Source organism: Oceanibaculum sp. (assembly GCF_022449305.1).
In the GTDB taxonomy this organism is placed as follows: Bacteria; Pseudomonadota; Alphaproteobacteria; order Oceanibaculales; family Oceanibaculaceae; genus Oceanibaculum; species Oceanibaculum indicum.
Genome location: NZ_JAKUSO010000001.1, coordinates 50,909 through 68,693, shown reverse-complemented (window position 1 = coordinate 68,693; position 17,785 = coordinate 50,909). Strand labels below are relative to the sequence as shown.

General features: G+C 63.5%; 20 protein-coding genes. 11 read left to right on the top strand and 9 right to left on the bottom strand.

Annotated features, from left to right (window positions below; genetic code table 11):
• Positions 1-15: 15 nt before the first annotated feature.
• The 7 genes from MK313_RS00315 to MK313_RS00285 form a co-directional block, all read right to left on the bottom strand.
• The gene (locus MK313_RS00315) at positions 16-2,349 is read right to left on the bottom strand and encodes a heavy metal translocating P-type ATPase (RefSeq protein ID WP_086466094.1); all 2,334 of its coding nucleotides are present in this window, start codon (positions 2,347-2,349) and stop codon (positions 16-18) included.
• 65 nt (positions 2,350-2,414) lie between these two features.
• On the bottom strand, positions 2,415-3,722 hold the full coding sequence (locus tag MK313_RS00310; protein WP_086466093.1) for an APC family permease: 1,308 nt from the start codon (positions 3,720-3,722) through the stop codon (positions 2,415-2,417).
• Between the two features lie 88 nt (positions 3,723-3,810).
• Positions 3,811-4,233, bottom strand: a complete 423-nt coding sequence (locus MK313_RS00305; protein WP_176342523.1) for a copper chaperone PCu(A)C — start codon at positions 4,231-4,233, stop codon at positions 3,811-3,813.
• Between the two features lie 128 nt (positions 4,234-4,361).
• Positions 4,362-4,805 (bottom strand): pseudoazurin, encoded by a 444-nt coding sequence (locus MK313_RS00300; protein WP_287779331.1) that lies wholly within the window; start codon positions 4,803-4,805, stop codon positions 4,362-4,364.
• A gap of 12 nt (positions 4,806-4,817) precedes the next feature.
• The gene (locus MK313_RS00295) at positions 4,818-5,555 is read right to left on the bottom strand and encodes a copper resistance protein B (RefSeq protein ID WP_287779330.1); all 738 of its coding nucleotides are present in this window, start codon (positions 5,553-5,555) and stop codon (positions 4,818-4,820) included.
• A gap of 9 nt (positions 5,556-5,564) precedes the next feature.
• Positions 5,565-7,310, bottom strand: coding sequence for a copper resistance system multicopper oxidase (locus MK313_RS00290; RefSeq protein WP_287779328.1), 1,746 nt, complete (start codon positions 7,308-7,310; stop codon positions 5,565-5,567).
• Positions 7,311-7,327: 17 nt separating this feature from the next.
• A complete protein-coding gene (locus MK313_RS00285; RefSeq protein WP_086466089.1) occupies positions 7,328-7,882 on the bottom strand; it encodes a cupredoxin domain-containing protein in 555 nt (184 codons plus the stop codon).
• Positions 7,883-8,694: 812 nt separating this feature from the next.
• Here MK313_RS00285 and MK313_RS18200 point away from each other — a divergent pair.
• From MK313_RS18200 to MK313_RS18195, 11 genes are all read left to right on the top strand, one after another.
• Complete coding sequence (locus MK313_RS18200) at positions 8,695-8,955, top strand: hypothetical protein (protein ID WP_416054095.1); 261 nt, start codon at positions 8,695-8,697, stop codon at positions 8,953-8,955.
• A gap of 135 nt (positions 8,956-9,090) precedes the next feature.
• A complete protein-coding gene (locus tag MK313_RS00275; protein ID WP_140056083.1) occupies positions 9,091-9,474 on the top strand; it encodes a hypothetical protein in 384 nt (127 codons plus the stop codon).
• Between the two features lie 141 nt (positions 9,475-9,615).
• Positions 9,616-11,088 (top strand): multicopper oxidase family protein, encoded by a 1,473-nt coding sequence (locus MK313_RS00270; RefSeq protein ID WP_086466086.1) that lies wholly within the window; start codon positions 9,616-9,618, stop codon positions 11,086-11,088.
• 24 nt (positions 11,089-11,112) lie between these two features.
• Positions 11,113-11,559 (top strand): DUF411 domain-containing protein, encoded by a 447-nt coding sequence (locus MK313_RS00265; RefSeq protein ID WP_086466085.1) that lies wholly within the window; start codon positions 11,113-11,115, stop codon positions 11,557-11,559.
• Between the two features lie 12 nt (positions 11,560-11,571).
• Entirely contained in the window at positions 11,572-11,727 is a 156-nt protein-coding gene (locus tag MK313_RS00260; protein ID WP_287779309.1) for a hypothetical protein, read from the top strand.
• Positions 11,727-12,191: a c-type cytochrome gene (locus MK313_RS00255; protein WP_086466084.1), complete on the top strand. Its 465-nt coding sequence runs from the start codon at positions 11,727-11,729 to the stop codon at positions 12,189-12,191. The genes MK313_RS00260 and MK313_RS00255 overlap by 1 nt, the downstream gene beginning before the upstream one ends.
• Positions 12,188-12,733, top strand: coding sequence for a TlpA family protein disulfide reductase (locus tag MK313_RS00250; protein ID WP_086466083.1), 546 nt, complete (start codon positions 12,188-12,190; stop codon positions 12,731-12,733). Before MK313_RS00255 ends, MK313_RS00250 begins: the two co-directional genes overlap by 4 nt.
• Positions 12,730-13,026: a hypothetical protein gene (locus MK313_RS00245; protein WP_287779304.1), complete on the top strand. Its 297-nt coding sequence runs from the start codon at positions 12,730-12,732 to the stop codon at positions 13,024-13,026. Before MK313_RS00250 ends, MK313_RS00245 begins: the two co-directional genes overlap by 4 nt.
• Positions 13,027-13,073: 47 nt before the next feature.
• Positions 13,074-13,766 (top strand): SCO family protein, encoded by a 693-nt coding sequence (locus MK313_RS00240; protein ID WP_287779302.1) that lies wholly within the window; start codon positions 13,074-13,076, stop codon positions 13,764-13,766.
• A complete protein-coding gene (locus MK313_RS00235) occupies positions 13,763-14,284 on the top strand; it encodes a hypothetical protein (RefSeq protein WP_217895476.1) in 522 nt (173 codons plus the stop codon). Before MK313_RS00240 ends, MK313_RS00235 begins: the two co-directional genes overlap by 4 nt.
• Positions 14,188-14,550, top strand: a complete 363-nt coding sequence (locus tag MK313_RS18195) for a cytochrome c biogenesis CcdA family protein (protein WP_407668692.1) — start codon at positions 14,188-14,190, stop codon at positions 14,548-14,550. The genes MK313_RS00235 and MK313_RS18195 overlap by 97 nt, the downstream gene beginning before the upstream one ends.
• A 283-nt stretch (positions 14,551-14,833) precedes the next feature.
• Here the strand turns inward: MK313_RS18195 and MK313_RS00230 are convergent, their stop codons facing one another.
• Together MK313_RS00230 and MK313_RS00225 are read right to left on the bottom strand one after the other, a co-directional pair.
• Entirely contained in the window at positions 14,834-17,533 is a 2,700-nt protein-coding gene (locus MK313_RS00230; protein WP_287779297.1) for a sodium:solute symporter family transporter, read from the bottom strand.
• A complete protein-coding gene (locus MK313_RS00225) occupies positions 17,534-17,782 on the bottom strand; it encodes a hypothetical protein (RefSeq protein ID WP_008945209.1) in 249 nt (82 codons plus the stop codon).
• Positions 17,783-17,785: the final 3 nt, after the last annotated feature.

The window sequence follows — 17,785 nt, the reverse complement described above, 5'->3', positions numbered from 1 at the left end:
CGTTGTTTTATGTGGTCAGAGGTCTATCCGCCGGAGCCGCAGGGCGTTGGTGATCACCGAAACGGAGGACAGACTCATTGCCGCCGCCGCGATCATCGGCGACAGCAACATCCCCGTGACCGGGTAAAGAAGCCCCGCCGCGACCGGCACGCCGAGCGCGTTGTAGGCGAAGGCGAAAAACAGGTTCTGCTTGATGTTGCGCAAGGTGGCGCGCGCCAGCTTGCGCGCGCGGACAATGCCCATCAGGTCGCCGCCCAGCAGGGTGATGCCCGCGCTTTCCATCGCCACATCGGCCCCGGTTCCCATGGCGATGCCGACATCGGCGGCGGCCAGCGCGGGCGCATCGTTCACCCCGTCGCCCGCCATCGCGATCTTGTGGCCATCGCGGCGCAACTGGTCGATCAGGTCTTTCTTGCCCTCGGGCAGGATGCCCGCGCGCACCTCGTCGATACCGAGCTTGCCCGCCACTGCCTGCGCCGTGCGCTCGTTGTCACCCGTCGCCATGATGACGCGCAGCCCTTGGGCGTGAAGTTCCTTGATCGCTTCCGCGGTGCTGTCCTTGATTGGGTCGGCCACCGCCACGATGCCGGCAAGCGCGCCGTCGACCGACACGAACATGGCCGTCTTGCCCTCGGCGCGCAGAGCGTCGGCCTTCGCTTCAGCCGCTGCCGTGTCCAGACCCATCTCCCGCATCATCGCGGCATTGCCGAGCGCCACCCCGCGTTCGCCAACCTTGCCACGTACGCCCTTGCCGGTGACGGCGTCAAAGTCCTTGGCCTCCCGACGCGGGGCGTCATGCGCCTCGGCGCCCTCGACGATCGCCTCTGCCAGGGGGTGTTCAGAGCCGCGCTCCAGGGCCGCAGCCAGCGACAGCAGGTCAATCTCAGTGACCTCCGCAAGCGCCACGGTGTCGGTCAGCTTCGGCTTGCCCATGGTCAGGGTGCCGGTCTTGTCCACGATGAGCGTATCGACACCCGCCATACGCTCCAGCGCCTCGGCGTCCTTGATCAGCACGCCCGCCTGTGCGCCTCGTCCCGCTGCCGTGGTGATGGAGATCGGCGTCGCGAGCCCCAGAGCGCAGGGGCAGGCAATGATGAGGACTGAAACGGCGGATGCTATGGCGAAGACTAGCGCGGGTTCCGGGCCGAAGATCATCCAGACGATGAAGGCTATGATGGCGATGACGACCACGGTTGGCACGAAGACCGCCGACACGCGGTCGGCCAGCCCTTGGATCGGCGCGCGGGACCGCCGCGCGTTCGACACCATCGAGACGATCTGCGCCAGCACGGTATCGGACCCGACCTTGCCGGCCTTGATCACCAGAGAGCCGTTCTTGTTGATCGTGGCCCCGGTCACCGCATCCCCCGGACCTTTCTCCACCGGCATTGACTCACCGGTCAGCATGCTTTCATCCAGCGAGGATCGCCCCTCGATCACTGTCCCGTCGACAGGGACAGCATCGCCCGGGCGCACGCGAAGCCGATCGCCCTCCATGATGTTTTCCAGCGGAGCGTCGTATTCGGTGCCGTCCGGCAGAATTCGCCGCGCGGTTTTCGGCGCGAGGTCCAGAAGTGCGCGGATCGCATCCCCGGTGCGTTCGCGCGCGCGCAGTTCGAGAACCTGGCCGACGAAGACCAGCGCCACGATCACGACCGCCGCCTCGAAGTAGGTGCCGACGCCGTGGCCCATCCGATACTCTTCGGGAAACACGCCCGGCAGGAAGGTGGCGACGATCGAGTAGAGGTAGGCCGCCGCCACGCCGATGCCGATCAGCGTCCACATGTTGGGGCTGCGGTTCACGATCGAATCCCAGCCGCGCCGGAAGAATGGAAGCGCCGCCCAGAGGATGATCGGCGTGGCGAGCACGAACTCGAGGTAGCTGGCCATCTGGTGCCCGATCCAGTCGCGTACCGGCAGCGCCACCAGTTCGCCCATGGTCAGGATGATGAGCGGTACTGCGGCAGCCGCTGAGATCCACATCCGGCGAGTGAAATCCGTCAGCTCTTCGCTTGGCTCGTCCGAAGGCACCATCGGTTCCAGCGCCATGCCGCAGATCGGGCATGAACCCGGCGCATCGCGCACGATTTCGGGATGCATCGGGCAAGTGTACTGGACGTTGGCCGGGGCTGCTTTCTTCTGACTGGCAGCGCGGCCTGAGGCATAGAACCAAGGATCGGCCTTGAACTTCGTGTGGCACTTCTCCGAGCAGAAATGGAAGGTCTTGCCCTGGAACTCGGCGCGACGTCCGTCCGGCTTGATCGCGACCGTCATCCCGCAAACCGGGTCTGTTGCAGTGTTCGCTCGCGCCGGTATGTCGGGCGCTGCGTGATGATGATCGTGCTCCATGGTCTGCCAGACTTTCGGTAATTCGTTTCAGCTTGCGGCGTCCACTCGTTGGAAGCTCAAGCACTTCAATGGTGGTCGTGCGAACCTTCAGGGGCGGGATTGCGCGCGAGGAAAACACGCTCGAACACGAACACCGCCATCATACAAACAACGCCAAGTACGACAATCAGCGGATCGGACTGCCACTTCATCGCCGCAAAGGCCGCCAGAACCATCGTGTCTAGCGCGATCGCGGTCAGCAACACCCCGCCGCGTGCTCCGATGTCCTTGCGGAGCGTCCGATAGACGCCCCAGTGAATAATGATGTCCATTACGAGATAGAAGAACGCGCCGAGCGAGGCGATCCGGCTAAGGTCGAAGAACACTGTCAGGAAGCCGGCGATGACGACGGTGTAGACGAGCGTGTGGTCCTTGATCGCGCCCGGCATGCCGAAGTGGCTGTGCGGGATCATCTTCATGTCCGTCAACATGGCCAACATGCGAGAGACCGCGAAGACGCTCGCAATCAGGCCAGAAGCAGTCGCCACGACGGCAAGCGCCACCGTCAGGTAAAAGCCGGTTTGCCCGAGCGCTGGCTCGGCCGCCTCTGCCAGTGCATAATCCTTGGCCACCACGATTCTATCGAGCGGCAGGCTCGATCCGACGGCGAACGCGACGAGCAGATAAACGACAACGCAGATCGCAATGGAAAAGACGATGGCCCGGCCCACGTTGCGGTGCGGGTTCGTGACCTCCGCTCCGCTGTTGGTGATCGTCGTGAATCCCTTGAAGGCAAGAATCGACAGCGCAACCGAGGCTATGAAACCGCCTTCATCCGTATCCCCACCCGTCGCCTCGAAGGAAATGCCGCTGGCCCAGAGGCCCGCCGCGCCGAACAACGCGATGCCGCCGACCTTGAGCACAGCCATGAGGATGGACAACAGCCCGACCGACCGGTTGCCCGAGACGTTGACGAGATAGGCGAAGACGATGAGCCCGACGCCCAGCAATGGCACCAGGAAGCTGTTCGGGTCGGCGCCGAAACCGCGCAACACGTAGGTGCCGAACGTCCGGGCGACGAGGCTTTCGTTGATGACCATCGAAAGCGCCATCAGCAGCGCCGCACCCGCCGCAACTGTCGTCGGCCCGTAGGCTTTCTTCAGGATCATCCCGATGCCGCCTGCCGACGGATAAGCGTTCGACATCTTGATGTAGGTGTAAGCGCTGAACGCAGTCACGACCGCGCCGACAACGAACGACAGCGGAAAGAGCGGTCCGGCCAGTTGCGCAATCTGTCCGGTAAGCGCGAAGATCCCCGCACCGATCATGACGCCGGTGCCCATGGCCACCGCTCCGGAAAGGCTGATGCTCTCTTTCTGGTATTCTTCTGTCATCGGCGACCCATACTCTATGCGTAGATTTCTCTTATCGGACAATCCCTTCGCACGTCGTCTGTCAGGCGAATTTTACGGTTCCTCTTAGTCAGTGAACGTGGACGTCTGTCATAACGCGCGCATTCACAAGATCGAGTTCAAGATCGAAGACGTCCCCCGTTTCGAGCTTATTGCGTAGAGGAAACAGCTCATACCAAAGGTGCGAAGTCGTGAGATCGAGTACTTCCCCTGCAAGCACGCTGATCGATTGGAGTTCAGTGGTGTCCGAGGCTCCGATTCGGGCGATGAGTCTTGAGTTTTCGGCGATCCGGGAACTCACCCCCAACAGCACGACGGTTGTGCCGCTTTCGTTTACCAGTCGGAACCGAACTTCCGTCGAGCCTCCTACGGGACCACTGGTGGCATAGGCGTTCTCGACTTGGATCTCGTTTCCCAATGACAGCGGCGGGGCGTCGGCGTAGGCATCTCCAAGGCCCACAAGGAGATTGAGAGCGCCGACAGCGACCAACACTCTGATCACCTGTCCCAACCGCCGCCGGTCGGGTCGCGCACCATTCAGCAGTTTAGGACTATCCTCCGTCGATGGAGGCGGAGAGGCGCTTGTTAGGCGCCCCTCCTGCTCTTTTCGGGCGACGGGCATCAGGAGCGCCCGACCTGTCCGAGCAGCAATTCGAGCCGCTGGCGTGCCTTCGGCGGAAGCTTTGCGATGCTCGCCCGCGCTGCCTCCGGCACCTCAACCTCGCCCACGACAATGATGCCGACCATGCCGAGCCCAACATGAGGTGTGCATTTCACGCCATAGATGCCGGGCTTGTCGAAAGTGACCGATACCTCCTTGTTGAAGCCGACATTGATCGGCTGATCGCCGTCGGCGCCAAACCCGTCGATGGAGACGGCGTTGTGGCCCTTGTCGATGGGGACGAAGACGACCGTGTCACCAGGCGATATTCGGATGAAATCCGGTTCATAGACGAACCGCTCGCTTCCAGACTGATTGCGCATCTCCATGCGCACTTCGCCAGCCGCCGCCGGAGTACCGAGCAGCAGTATAGTGGCGAAAGCGAAAAAACTTATCCGAAGCATGCCATTCTCCTGCTAGAACCAGAAACGGATGCCGGTGACGAAGGAGAGGTTGTCGATGTCTTCTCCCTCGTCCCGCGCGAAATCGGCTGTCTCGCCGATCTTGCGCTCCCAACTGATGCCGATATATGGCGCGAACTTTCGTTCGATTTCGTAGCGGAGGCGAAGCCCGAGCTCCACATCGTTGACGCCGGAGCCGATGCCCCGCTCCCGTACGCTTTGGGCTGCGAGGTTGACCTCGGCCGTCGGTTGCAGGATTAGCTTCTGTGTGATCAGGAGGTCGTATTCGGCCTCGAAGCGAGCCGAAAGCTCGCCTTCGTTGCTGACGAACGCGGAGGCATCGACTTCGAACCAATAGGGTGCCAGTCCCTGCAGGGCGAAGACGCCGAACCCCCGTTCGGGGCCGGGTTCCAGGTCATAGCGCACACCCACCTGCGCATCGAAAAAATCGGAAATCCGGCGGCTGTAGAGCAGCTGGATTTCTCCCTTTTCCAGTCGTCCGTCCGTCGGCTTCTCGCCCTCGGTTTTCAGCCAGGCCTTGTGGTCGTCGTTACCGATCCAGCCCTGGGCATCCCAGTTGAGACTGTCCTGCCCGTCGTTCGCCCGGTATTCGAACTGCTCGGCCTGAAAGAAGGTGAACAGCTGATCGGGCTCGGCGGACTGGGCCGGGCCGAACAGGAACAGGGCGGGAAGAAAACCGGCAAGGAACGCAAGTTCCTGCCGAGAATTGTATCGTGCAATCATCGATTTCATCGTTCTGCCTCACGCGCTTTTCGGCTCGACGATGAAACGCGTCATCATCCCAGCTTCCATGTGATAGATAAGGTGGCAATGGAACGGCCAGTCGCCCGGCTCGTTCGCCGTCAACACCGCAGAGACGGTCTTGCCGGGAGGTACCACGACGACGTGCTTGCGTGGCTTCCTGTCGGTCTGGCCGTTCTCCAGTTCGACGAACATGCCATGCAGGTGCATCGGGTGCGCCATCATGGTCGTGTTGACGAACTTCAGGCGTACACGGTCTCCATAGGCCACGCGGATCGGCTCGTCCTTCCCGAAGGGACGGCCGTTCAGATTCCACATGTATCGTTCCATGATGCCTGTCAGCCGCACTTCGATCTCCTGGGTCGGCTCGCGGTCGTCCGAATTCGGTGTCGATGCCTTCAGGTCAGCGTAGTCCAGCGCCTTCATTCCCGGTGGGGTGCTCGCATCGGCCCAGCCGAAGGGGCGGCGTTCTCCGCCCTCGGCCGCCGCTCCGCCATGACCCATAGCGCCGTGGTCCATGCCAGCCATGGGCGCTCCGCCCATCTTGCTATGGTCCATGCCACCCATGGCGCCACTGGACATGGCACCGCCCGCCATCGGGCCATGGTTCATCCCTGTCATCGAACCGTGGTCCATGCCACCGTGTGCCATGCCCATGTCCGCCATGCTGAGGATCGTGCGCGGTCGCGGTTCGGGGATAGCGGCCTCCATACCCTCACGCGGCGCCAGGGTAGCCCGGGCATGGCCCGAACGATCGATCGGCTCCGCAAAGATCGTGAACGCCTTGTCATCGCGTGGAAGCACGATGACGTCGTATGTCTCGCCGACACCGAAGCGGAACTCGTCGACACGAACCGGCTGGACATTCTGCCCATCGGCGGAGAACACGGTCATGGGAAGTCCCGGTATGCGGACGTCGAAGAAGCTCATGGCCGATGCGTTGATAAACCTGAGCCGGATACGCTCACCGGGGTTGAACAGAGCGGTCCAGTTGTCTTTCGGTCCACGGCCGTTGATCAGGAAGGTGTATCCGGTCACGTCCGCGAGGTCGGTCGGGTCCATCCGCATGTCGCCCCATTCCATGCGGTCCTTCAGAGCGGTATTGAACCCGTCGCGGTTTGCGTCCCGGAAGAAGTCGATGAGGGTCCTTTTCCCGTAATTGTAGTAGCCGGCATCGGCCTTCAGGTTGGACAGAACGCGCATCGGGTCTTCCTGGGTATGGTCCGAGAGGACCACAACATAGTCGCGATCCGCGCGAACCGGTTCGCGCCCGGAGGGTTCGATGACGATGGCGCCGTACATGCCCTGCTGCTCCTGCATCGCGGAGTGGCTGTGGTACCAATAGGTACCGGCCTGGCGCAGCTTGAACCGGTAGGTGTAGGTCTCGCCGGGCTGGATGGCGACATAGCCGTTGAAGCCGGGTGCGCCATCCATGACGCCTTCGATGAGGAGTCCGTGCCAGTGGATGGACGTGGGCGCATCCAGACGATTGGTCGCATAGACCACGACCTCGTCACCCTCGCGCCAGCGCATCGTCGGCGCCGGCACGGAACCGCCCATCAGGATGGCGTTGCTGCTAACGCCATCGACGGCGATGCGATCAGCGTCGACGTTCAGCGTGTACTCCTTCGTCGAAGAGGCGAAGCTGCGGCGGCTGGGATAGACAGCGACGGTGCCGGCGAAGCCTGCCGCTCCGGCGAGCTTGAGCGCGTCCCGTCGCGAGAAAACAGTGATTGGCTTGTTCATCGTCTGCCCCTCCCCGTTCACTTCGTAAAGTTGATCGGGCCAGCCATCCCGGACTCGTAGTGTCCCGGGATGTTGCAGGCGAATTCGAGTTCGGTCGGCTTCGTGAACTTCCAGACCAGCTCAGCCGTCTTGCCGGGCTCGACCAGGACGCTGTTGGGATCGTCATGCTTCATATCGCCCATGTTCATGCCGCCCATCTTTGAATGGTCCATCTTCGACATGTCGTGATTCATGCCCGTCGGCGTCAGCATGCCGTGTTGCATCATCATCGCCATTTCTTCCTGGTGCTTGGCGTGCATGGCGGCGGTTCCGATGTTGAACTCGTGAAGCAGTTCGCCCTTGTTCACGAGGACGAAGCGGACGATCTCGCCCGGCTTCACGGTCAGACTTTCTGGTTCGTACAGATTGTCGCGCATGGTGATCGTCACGGTGCGCGTCGCCTGCTCGGCCTTGGCGGCCTCGCCGAACGGCAGGCCATGACCGGGAGATGCGAAAGCGGCGCTCGCGGCGGCGATCGTCGTGAAGCCGGCGAGGAGAGAAATGCGGAGAAGGTTCGGGAGTGTTTTCGACATTTTGCGAATCCTGTTTGTCACATTGATAGAACCGAGGCTGCTTGAGGACACAGACCTCCAGTGGCCGGGATCGGATCTCCGGCGGGCGCGACAAGCGGATTGGAAGGGAACCGGGACGTGCGATAGCGCACTTCCGAACCTGCAGCGCCCGAACGAGCGCAGTTCTTATGTCAGCAGGAACGTGAAGCTCTCGATGTCCGAATCCCGCCCGACCAGGGCAGCCGCGCGGAGATCAGACGCGGGCGCGGGGAGGACGGAAAAGGCCGTCCGGGGCATCCAAGCCGGCGAACTGGTCTACATAAACACCAAGCCGTACCAAAGAAAAGTTGATGACGGCGACTTCCGTAATGGCGGCAACTACAATAGTCGGAGAGCAAGCGACGACGCAGCAATTTCCAAGGGCCCCGTGCTTCGCGGGCTGCCCTTGGTCCTGCTGTGCAGCGTTGTCGGCACAATCCGCTGCTTGCGAGATGCCAGCATGACAGTCGTCCGCATGGGGCGATGTGGTCTCGACCGGATGGTCATAGGGACCTGATGCGGGCATGGAGTGGCCAATGCCGACGCTCGCCATGAGAAATGCCACAGCGACGAGTGCGCCTAAAAGGCGCCTCATACCATCATTTAGCGTGAAGAAGGTTCTTCCCATGGAGCTTGGCTAGCATGATGCTTCTGGCAGGTCAACGGTTCTGCCTCATCAAATGGATGCCGCGCCGCTGCGACGCAACCAGTTCGTCTACATGGCCGCCTGCGGGGCCAAGCTCGCGGCGCTCAATGCGCTCTACGGGAACAGTCTCGCCTAGGACAATAGCACCATGCCCTGGGTGGTGTTCGCCGACCTGCAGGTGGCGGGCGTCGGCCTGAGCGAGGCCGCGGCGAGGGCCGCCGGCCATGAGGTCAAGACATCCATCGTGCCGCTCGACCATGTACCACGCGCACGGGCAGCCCGCGACACGCGCGGACTGATCAAGCTGGTGGCGGACGCCAAGACCGACCGTCTGCCGGACGGTCAGACCTCGCGCCCGAGGGCACCGACAGCATCCAGACGCTGGCGCCGGCGCTTAAGTTCGGCATGACCGCCAAGGCGCTTGCCGGGACGATCTTCCCGTACCTGAGGTCGAAGGGCTGAAGCTTGCCGCCCAGACTTTCGACAGGGGCGTGGCCAAGCTCTCCTGCTGCGTCGGGTAAGATCCTCAAGGAGCCGCGACACCTTGGAACTCGACAAGTTTCCGGCGACAGCCTATGAATACACAATGGTCAAGCTTGTACGGATATTCGTGTTCGCCTTGCTCGCCGCATTCGCGGTCGGCTCGGTCGCGCACGCGACGAGCACAACCACCATGTCGATCAAGATGGCGCTCGCTGATGGCGGCGCCATGGATATGGCCGACTGTCAGGGCTGCGGCTCCGACGGTGACGGCGACGACGGCGGGCTTAGCTGTAGCATGGTGTGCGTCACTCCACTCCTGGCCAGTCTCAGCCCCGAGGGCAGTGTTCCGCTGGTGACCGGTATATCTCCGTCGGTCCGCGCCTTCTACGACCTTGCCGGACGGACAGGTCCGCCCGAACCCTACCCTCCCCGAACGCTCATCTGATCGGACGCCGGTCGGGGTACGCTCCGACCGCTGCGCCCTGCTGCGCTTCCCGGGCGACCGCGCGGGCAGCCGCCGCTCAATGCGAGTGCAGACCCGAGTCTGCGCATCCGAAGCACAGCGGAAATAAGATGAGAGCGAACCATGTCACCGATCACCCTGGCGCTATCGCGCCGGACTTTACTGAAGGCGTGCGCCGCCGGCGCTGCCAGCCTTGGAATGCCTGGCCTCATGTTTCCCGCACGGGCGGCCGGCGTCCGGGAGTTCTCCTTGCGGGCCGCACCGGGACAGGCGCGGCTCGTACCGGAGCCGCATGGCAAGACGGCCGCCTGGTGCTACAACGGCGTTGTCCCCGGACCTGAGATTCGCGTGCGTCAGGGCGCGCGCCTCCGGATCACCGTCGAGAACGGGCTCGCCGAGGAGACCACCGTCCACTGGCACGGGCTCAGGGTGCCGAACGCCATGGATGGCGTGCCGCATCTCAACCAACCGCCGATCGCGCCGGGCGGGACCTTCGTCTACGAGTTCGACGCGGTCGATGGGGGCACCTTCTGGTATCACCCGCATCAGCGCAGCTTCGAGCAGGTCGGGCGCGGCCTCTACGGGCCGCTGATTGTCGAGGAGCCTGAACCTCCCCGAGTCGATCGGGAACTCGTCTGGGTGCTCGACGACTGGCGCCTCACCGGGTCAGCCGAGATCAGCGACGATTTCGGCAACGGCCATGACATCAGCCACAATGGCCGGATCGGCAACACCGTCACCATCAACGGTCACGTGCCGGACGCGCTTCCGGTGCGCAGCGGCGAGCGAATCCGGCTGCGGCTCATCAATGCCGCGAACGCGCGCATCTTCGGGCTCGACTTCCATGGCCACGCGCCGACGGTCATCGCGCTCGACGGCCAGCCGGTGACGCCGCATGCGCCGGCGGGCGGTCTCGTCGTGCTCGGGCCTGCCATGCGGGCCGATATCGTGCTCGACATGACCGGCAAGCCGGGCAGCCGTGTCACGGTCAGCGACCGGTTCTACCGGGGCCTCGAATACGAGCTGGTCGACCTAGTCTATGACGGGACACCGCTCAGGGACAATCCACTTGACCGGTCCGTCGCGCTTCCCGCGAACCCGTTGCCCGAACCCGATATCGCCGTCGCCCATCGCCATGAAGTGATCTTCAACGGCGGCATGATGGGCGGGATGGTGATGGCGGAGATGGGCGGCAGCATGGGCGAAGGCGGCCGGAACGGCATGGGCAGCGACATGATGCGTGGGATGATGGGCATGATGCACGGGCAGGGCATCTGGTTCGTCAACGGCAAGGCCGCCGAAGGCCATGTGCTCGACCCGATGCTGACGCTCACCCGCGACCGCTCGCATGTCATCGCCATGACCAATGCGACGGCGTGGCACCATCCAATCCACCTGCACGGCCATTCCTTCCGGGTGATCTCGCGCAACGGTGCGCCGACGCCGCACCGCGCATGGCAGGACACGGTGCTGATGGCGCCTCGGGAGAAGGTCGAGATTGCCTTCGTCGCCGACAATCCCGGCGACTGGATGTTCCACTGCCACATCCTCGAACACCAGGTCGGCGGGATGATGGGCGTCATCCGCGTCGCCTGATCCACAGATTCAGGGAGAACCACCATGCACAGGATCATCGTCGCCGCCCTCGCCGCCGCCTTCCTCGGGGCGGGCGTCTATTTCACGAACGTATCTTTTACGGTCGCCCAGGAAGCGACCCTCTACAAGAACCCGCAATGCGGCTGCTGCGAAGCCTATGCCGACTATCTGCGCGACAACGGTTTCACCGTGACCGTCAAGCCGACCCATGAACTGGTCGCCATGAGCCGCGAGGCCGGCATCCCGGACGATTTCCAGGGCTGCCACCTCGCCTTCATCGACGATTATGTGGTGAGCGGCCATGTGCCTGTCGCGACCGTCAATCGCTTGCTCTCGGAGCATCCGGACATCAAGGGCGTGACCTTGCCCGGCATGCCGATGGGATCACCCGGCATGAGCGGCGCCAAGACCGAACCTTTTACGATCTACGCCGTGGGTGACGGCAAGCCGTCCGTATACGCGGTCGAATAGGGAGATTTTCCGATGAACAACGCACCGACCGGCATGGGTATGGGCATGATGGAAGGCATGGGCGGCATGATGATGTGGGGCATGGGCCTTGTCTGGCTGCTCGTGATCGTCCTGCTCGTCCTCGGCATCGCGGCGCTGTTCAAATACCTATTCGGAGGCAAGCGCTGATGAACCGCGCCGTTATTGGCGCCACGATATTGCTCGGCGGAAGCGCCGTGGCCGGGCTGCTCTGGGCCGGACTTGACCGGAGCGGTCCGACGAAGGTATCCGGCGAACGACTCGAACGCGGGCGAGCGATCTACGCAGCAAACTGCGCGTCCTGCCATGGCGCGAAGCTCGAAGGCCAGCCGGACTGGAAGAGTCGACTGCCGTCGGGTCGCCTGCCCGCGCCGCCGCACGACGCTTCGGGACACACCTGGCACCACCCTGACGGTGTCCTGTTCCGCATCACCAAGGAAGGACCCGCCGCGGTCGTCGGCGGCGGCTATCAGAGCGACATGCCTGGATTCGCTGGCGTGTTGTCCGACGAGGATATCCACGCGGTTCTGGACTTCATCAAGAGCACTTGGCCGGAGCGGGAGCAGCAATACCAGGCCGAGATGAGCCGCCGCGAAAGGGAGGCAGGCCAATGAAGCCCTTACCCGCGCTCGGGTTCGTGCTGGCGCTGGTCTTGTCGACCGCGACGATGGCGGACGGGCCGAATGCCGTCCCGCTGCACGACACGCCGCAGCCGCTCGCCACCGTCTCGTTCGCAGATGAGAACGGCAACGCGCTCACGCTCGACCGCTGGCGCGACAAGGTCGTCCTTCTCAACGTCTGGGCCACGTGGTGTGCCCCCTGCCGACACGAGATGCCGACACTGGACCGCCTTCAGACAACGCTCGGCGGCGGGCGCTTCGAGGTCGTGGCCCTGTCGATAGACCGCGCCGGCGTCGGTGCCGTCCGCAGATTCTTCGATGAGATCGGCATCCAACATCTGGGCATTTTCATCGACGAGACGATGAAGGCATCGCGCGACCTCGGGATCTACGGCCTCCCGGGGACATTGCTCATCGGACCGGACGGGCGGGAGCTCGGCCGGCTGATCGGACCGGCCGAACGGGACACACCGGAGATGGTCGCCTTCTTCGAGGACGTCATCGCCGAACACACAGGAAAGGAATCGACACGATGATCTCGAAACGGATCGCCGCAAATGCAACTCCGCGCATCCCATTTTTCCTCAGGGTGCCCTGGCTGTCGAAACGCCGGATTGTCCTGCTTGCGGGCCTCGGGGCGCTGGGCGCAGGGCTTGCCCTGAACTGGAACTGGCTGACAGCCGTCGGCGCGGCGCCGATCCTGCTCGCCCTCGCGCCCTGCGCCGCGATGTGCGCCCTCGGCCTGTGCATGCGCGGCGGCGGAGCAAAGTCTTGCGCGACCCATGGCGAGACGGATGCAGGCCTGCGGCCGCGGAGACGACAGGAGTGATGTCGCCGACCGGCGTCATCGACCGCAGGGATGTCCGAGGAGAAGATATGAGTCTCGCACGATTAACCGCTGTTCTGATCGGCGCACTCGCCTTCGCCGTGCCGGCATTGGCGCACCATCCGGGCGCCGATCTCGACAGGGTCATGGGCTGCAAGGAGCAGTTCTTTCAGGCCATCGATGGCCCGGCCCCGCCCTTTGAACTGGCCGATGTCGACGGGACTATCTTCAAGCTGTCGGACTTCGCCGACAGGATCGTCGTGCTGAACTTCATATTTGCCGGCTGCACGGATGTCTGCCCCCTGCACTCCGCCCTGATCGCCGACGTGCAATCGAAGATCAACGCCACGCCGATGAAGGACATGGTCCAGTTCATCACGGTGACGACCGACCCCGGGGCCGACACGTCGGATGTCCTGAAGAGCTATGGCGAGGCGCACGGCCTCGACCCGTACAACTGGATGTTCCTGACCCGCCGCCCGGGCGATCCCGAGGAGGCACCGCGAACGCGCTCGGGGACCTATAACGTCAAGTTCGAGCCGCTTGATGACGGCCAGCAGATGCATGGCGTCGTCACGCATGTGATCGACCGTGGCGGACGCTTCGCCGCCAAGTGCCATGGCCTGCGCTTCGAGCCCTTGAACCTGGTGCTTTACATCAACGGGCTGACCAACGCCCCCTATCGCCCATCCAAGCCGACAGAGGCTGGCTGGTGGGGCAGCGTGAAGGGGCTGTTCCGATGACCGGCGTCCATTCGGACATGGACCGGGTGCGCGGTGAAAGATCTATCAGTTGGCTTTCGGCGCTGCGCCGCTACATGGCCTTTGTCGCCGCCGCGAACCTGGTCTGGGAGTTCGCCCACATGCCGCTCTATAGGTTGTGGGAAACCGGCTCGGCTTGGGAGATCATCTTCGCTGCCGTTCACTGCACCGGTGGCGACATTCTCATCGCCCTTAGCGCGGTCATGCTTTCCCTGTTCCTTCTCGGCAACGGGGCGTGGCCAACCGAACGCCGGCTTCCGGTCGTCGCGGGGACTGTTGCCTTCGGGCTTGCCTACACGATCTTCAGCGAATGGCTGAATATCGAGGTGCGCCAGGCATGGGCCTATCGCGACCTGATGCCGGTGATCCCGGGTCTCGACGCCGGCGTCAGCCCGGCCCTGCAATGGATCGTCGTCCCGCTCGCCGGCTTCCGTTTTGCCATGGCGTTCCCGGCAACCTCTCAAAGGGGCGAGACCCTCGACCCTCCGGCATCGGCCTGACAGCCCCATTTCTGGCCGGCGCGGTGTCGTTCGTCTCGCCCTGCGTCCTGCCTTTGATGCCGGGCTATGTCGCCGGACACACGGCGGGCGCGATCGATATCGAGTCTGCCCACCGTCGACGGCAGGCATTGAGCATGGGCCTCTACTTTGTCGTCGGGTTCTCCACCATTGGCTCTTGGCGCGAGCGCGACCGCGCTCGGTTAGATGCTGTTGAGCTACCGGTGCGAGCTCAATTTCGTTGGCGGCGCCATTGTCATCCTGTTTGAGGCTGTTTGAGGGCGACACCTTCCGGGATGGTGGCGGATGCCGCGCTGGCCGTTAAGGGATGGAACGCCTATCGGCTTCGACTGAAGGCGGAGGCATCCTGGATCGTCTCGCGCTCAGAGAACGTTCGATTCCGGACCCTCCCCCTCCGCCAATTTCTTCTGAATTTTCCGATCAAGACAGCGCTCTGCTTTCCCCTTTTGGGGGCGCGCGTGGTTGCGCGGCGCGAGGCTATTGGGCCCGCATGGACATGGGCGTCTTCTGTATCGTCCCGCGCGACCTGATCTAGACCTTGCCGCCGGCCATCGGGACCTGCAGGACGAAGCAGGCGCCAGCCTTGCCATTATCGTCGAGGAACAGCTTGCCGCCAAACTGCTCGGCGATCTGGCGCGAAATGGCCAGCCCCAGCCCTGCCCCGTGATGGCCCGCCCCCTGATGGCCCGCGATAGCGCCGCGTTCGAATTTCAGGAAGATGCGTTCGTGATCCTCACTGGGGATGCCGCGCCCGTTATCCTCGACACGCACTTCATAGATGCCCTGGTCTGAGCGGCTGGAGACGGTCACGCTGGGGTTCGGCGCGTCGTTGTACTTGATGGCGTTGGAGATCAGGTTGATGAAGATCTGCGCCAGCTTGTCCGGTTCGCCCGACAGCGTAACGGCGCCCTCGTGCCGCTGCTGAACCAGCGTGGTGCCGGCGGTGTGGGCAAGCGCCTCGCAGCTTTCCAGGGCGGAGGTCAGAATCTCTTCCGGGTCGAAATCGACAGGCGTCTGGCGCGCCGAGGCGGTGCGCAGCTGGTCGATTTCGAGAATGCTGTCGAGCAGTCTGGTCAGCCGGATGCTTTCATTCTGGATGATGTTGAGGAAACGCAGCTTCCGTTCCTCCTGCATGGCCGGTTCGGCGAGCAGGATATCGCTGAACGACCGGATCGAGGTCATCGGGGTGCGCACCTCATGGCTGATCTGGCTGAGGAACTCGTCCTTCTGCGCATCGACCTCGCGCAGGCGCTGGTTGGCCGCCGCGAGGGCCGCGGCCGTGGCCTCCACCTCGCGCGACTTGCGCTCCAGCTCCTCGGAATAGGCGCGGATCTGCTCGGCCTCGCCAGCGATGCGTTTCAGCTCCTGCACACTGATGGTCTCGTCGCTGACCACCCGCGAGATCAGCGAGCGGGCTGATGCCGCGCCAACATTCGCCGCCAGCCGCTGTTCGACGCGCGAGATCGTCTCATCGCCGGCAAGGACCGAACGGTGGACGTCGCGATCCGCGAACATTGCAGTTGCCTCGGCGGGGCCGAGGATGCGCTCGGCGATCTGGCGCAGGTCGGCGACCCGTGCCGTGCGGCGGATGATGCGCTGTTCGGTCTCGGTCTGGCGGCGGAAGACATCGACGAACAGCATCGACTGGAAACGCGCCAGCGGTGTCGGTTCGCTGATCAGCGACACCAGCACGAACAGCCCGATATTTGCGGTCATGCTCCAGAACACCGCATGGACGAGCGGGTCATAGCCGGTGAGGCCGAACAGGGCGTGTGGCCGCAGCCACAGGATGCCAAACGGGCCATCGGCCATCATCGTAGCCGATATCAGGGCGCTCTCCCCGAAGCTGGGCAGGACGAGCGTGTATCCCCATACGATGAGGCCGGCGAACAGCCCGACCAGCGCGCCGGCGGCGGTCGCGCGGCTCCAGTACAGCCCCCCGACAAGGCTGGGCAGGAACTGGGCAACACCACAGAAGGAGACAAGGCCGATGGCGGCCAGCGCCTCGGAGTTGCTTGCCCGCAAATAGATCAGGCCGAGCAGGACCACGAAGATCACCGCCCCGCGCCGCGCGGTCAGGATGAAGTGGCGCATCGCCTTGGCACTGGCCTGCGGCAGCAGCGAAAACCGCAAGGCCAGGGGCATGATGATGTGATTCGAGATCATCGTCGAAAGCGCAATCGAGGATACGATCACCATTGAGGTGGCGGAGGAGAAGCCGCCCAGAAAGGCAAGCAAGGTCAGCGTATTGTTGTTCTCCTGCATCGGCAGGGTCAGCACGAAGAGATCGGGGTTGGAACCGCTGGGAAGCCGCTCCAGCCCGGCGATGGCGATCGGAATCACGAAAAGGCACAGCAGCAGCAGATACAGTGGAAACAGCCAGGAGGCGGTCCTGATCTGGCTGTTGTTGGAATTCTCCACCACGGTGACCTGGAACTGGCGCGGCAGGCAGATAACGGCTGCCGCCGCGAGAAACAGCAGGGTCAGCCAGCGCGGGCCAAAGGTTTCGGCGGGGTCGATGATGCTTGCCGGCGCATTGGCGAAAGCCGCGGCCGGGTCCCAGTCAGACAGGCCGACAACCCACAGGCCTACGGCCAGAAGGGCGACCAGCTTGACCACCGCCTCCAGCGCGATGGCGGCGACGACGCCCTGATGCCTTTCGTTCACATCGATATTGCGCACGCCGAACATGATCGAGAAGACGCACATGCCCGCCGCGATCCAGAAGGCCAGCGCATAGTCGGGCTCGATCGTCGAGCTTGCCGCGGTTACCGCTCCGCGCGGATATGTCAGCACCTGGAAGCTGTCGGTCAGGGCCTTGAGCTGCAGCGAAATGTAGGGCGCGGTTGCGATGACGGCGATCAGCGTCACCAGGGCACCCAGCATCGGATTCTTGCCGAAGCGCGCGGAGATGAAGTCGGCAATCGAGGTCGTATTATGGACGCGGCCGACCGTGACGAGCTTGCGCAGGAATATCCACCATCCGACGAACACGATGGTCGGGCCAAGATAGATGGTAATGAATTCCAGCCCGTTCCGTGCCGCCGAGCCAACGGCGCCAAAGAATGTCCAGGAGGTACAGTAGATCGAGATCGACAGGGTATAGACCAGCGGAGACGAGAGCCAGCCGCCCGAGTCGCGTCTGGCCCGCCGGTCGCCTGCGAACGCCACCCCGAACAGAACGGCGACATAGACAAGGCAGATGACGATGACGAGATCGGGATGCAGCATTCAGGTGCCGTCCTGATCGTTCTCGCCGTTCGCGTCGACTTCCCTGACGCGCACGGCCACCAGCAACGCGCACAGGATCAGGCAGGCCCAGACGCCGTAAACATAGAGGACGATCAGCGGGATGCCGGCAATCAGGACGGGGGCTGAGAAGACGAGGATCGTTGGCGGCAGGAGCAGGAATATCGCTGCGACGGGGAGTATCGCAGCGCCGTCCCGGATATTCCGGGTTCTGCTGTCCCAGTGTTTCACCGC

Excerpts from the sequence above, each read along its gene's own strand:
- MK313_RS00315 (WP_086466094.1), bottom strand. The coding sequence starts at position 2,349 with ATGGAGCACGATCATCATCACGCAGCGCCCGACATACCGGCGCGAGCG.
- MK313_RS00310 (WP_086466093.1), bottom strand. The coding sequence starts at position 3,722 with ATGACAGAAGAATACCAGAAAGAGAGCATCAGCCTTTCCGGAGCGGTG.
- MK313_RS00300 (WP_287779331.1), bottom strand. The coding sequence starts at position 4,805 with ATGCTTCGGATAAGTTTTTTCGCTTTCGCCACTATACTGCTGCTCGGT.
- MK313_RS00295 (WP_287779330.1), bottom strand. The coding sequence starts at position 5,555 with ATGAAATCGATGATTGCACGATACAATTCTCGGCAGGAACTTGCGTTC.
- MK313_RS00290 (WP_287779328.1), bottom strand. The coding sequence starts at position 7,310 with ATGAACAAGCCAATCACTGTTTTCTCGCGACGGGACGCGCTCAAGCTC.
- MK313_RS00285 (WP_086466089.1), bottom strand. The coding sequence starts at position 7,882 with ATGTCGAAAACACTCCCGAACCTTCTCCGCATTTCTCTCCTCGCCGGC.
- MK313_RS18200 (WP_416054095.1), top strand. The coding sequence starts at position 8,695 with ATGCCCTGGGTGGTGTTCGCCGACCTGCAGGTGGCGGGCGTCGGCCTG.
- MK313_RS00270 (WP_086466086.1), top strand. The coding sequence starts at position 9,616 with ATGTCACCGATCACCCTGGCGCTATCGCGCCGGACTTTACTGAAGGCG.
- MK313_RS00265 (WP_086466085.1), top strand. The coding sequence starts at position 11,113 with ATGCACAGGATCATCGTCGCCGCCCTCGCCGCCGCCTTCCTCGGGGCG.
- MK313_RS00260 (WP_287779309.1), top strand. The coding sequence starts at position 11,572 with ATGAACAACGCACCGACCGGCATGGGTATGGGCATGATGGAAGGCATG.
- MK313_RS00255 (WP_086466084.1), top strand. The coding sequence starts at position 11,727 with ATGAACCGCGCCGTTATTGGCGCCACGATATTGCTCGGCGGAAGCGCC.
- MK313_RS00250 (WP_086466083.1), top strand. The coding sequence starts at position 12,188 with ATGAAGCCCTTACCCGCGCTCGGGTTCGTGCTGGCGCTGGTCTTGTCG.
- MK313_RS00245 (WP_287779304.1), top strand. The coding sequence starts at position 12,730 with ATGATCTCGAAACGGATCGCCGCAAATGCAACTCCGCGCATCCCATTT.
- MK313_RS00240 (WP_287779302.1), top strand. The coding sequence starts at position 13,074 with ATGAGTCTCGCACGATTAACCGCTGTTCTGATCGGCGCACTCGCCTTC.
- MK313_RS00235 (WP_217895476.1), top strand. The coding sequence starts at position 13,763 with ATGACCGGCGTCCATTCGGACATGGACCGGGTGCGCGGTGAAAGATCT.
- MK313_RS18195 (WP_407668692.1), top strand. The coding sequence starts at position 14,188 with ATGGATCGTCGTCCCGCTCGCCGGCTTCCGTTTTGCCATGGCGTTCCC.
- MK313_RS00230 (WP_287779297.1), bottom strand. The coding sequence starts at position 17,533 with ATGCTGCATCCCGATCTCGTCATCGTCATCTGCCTTGTCTATGTCGCC.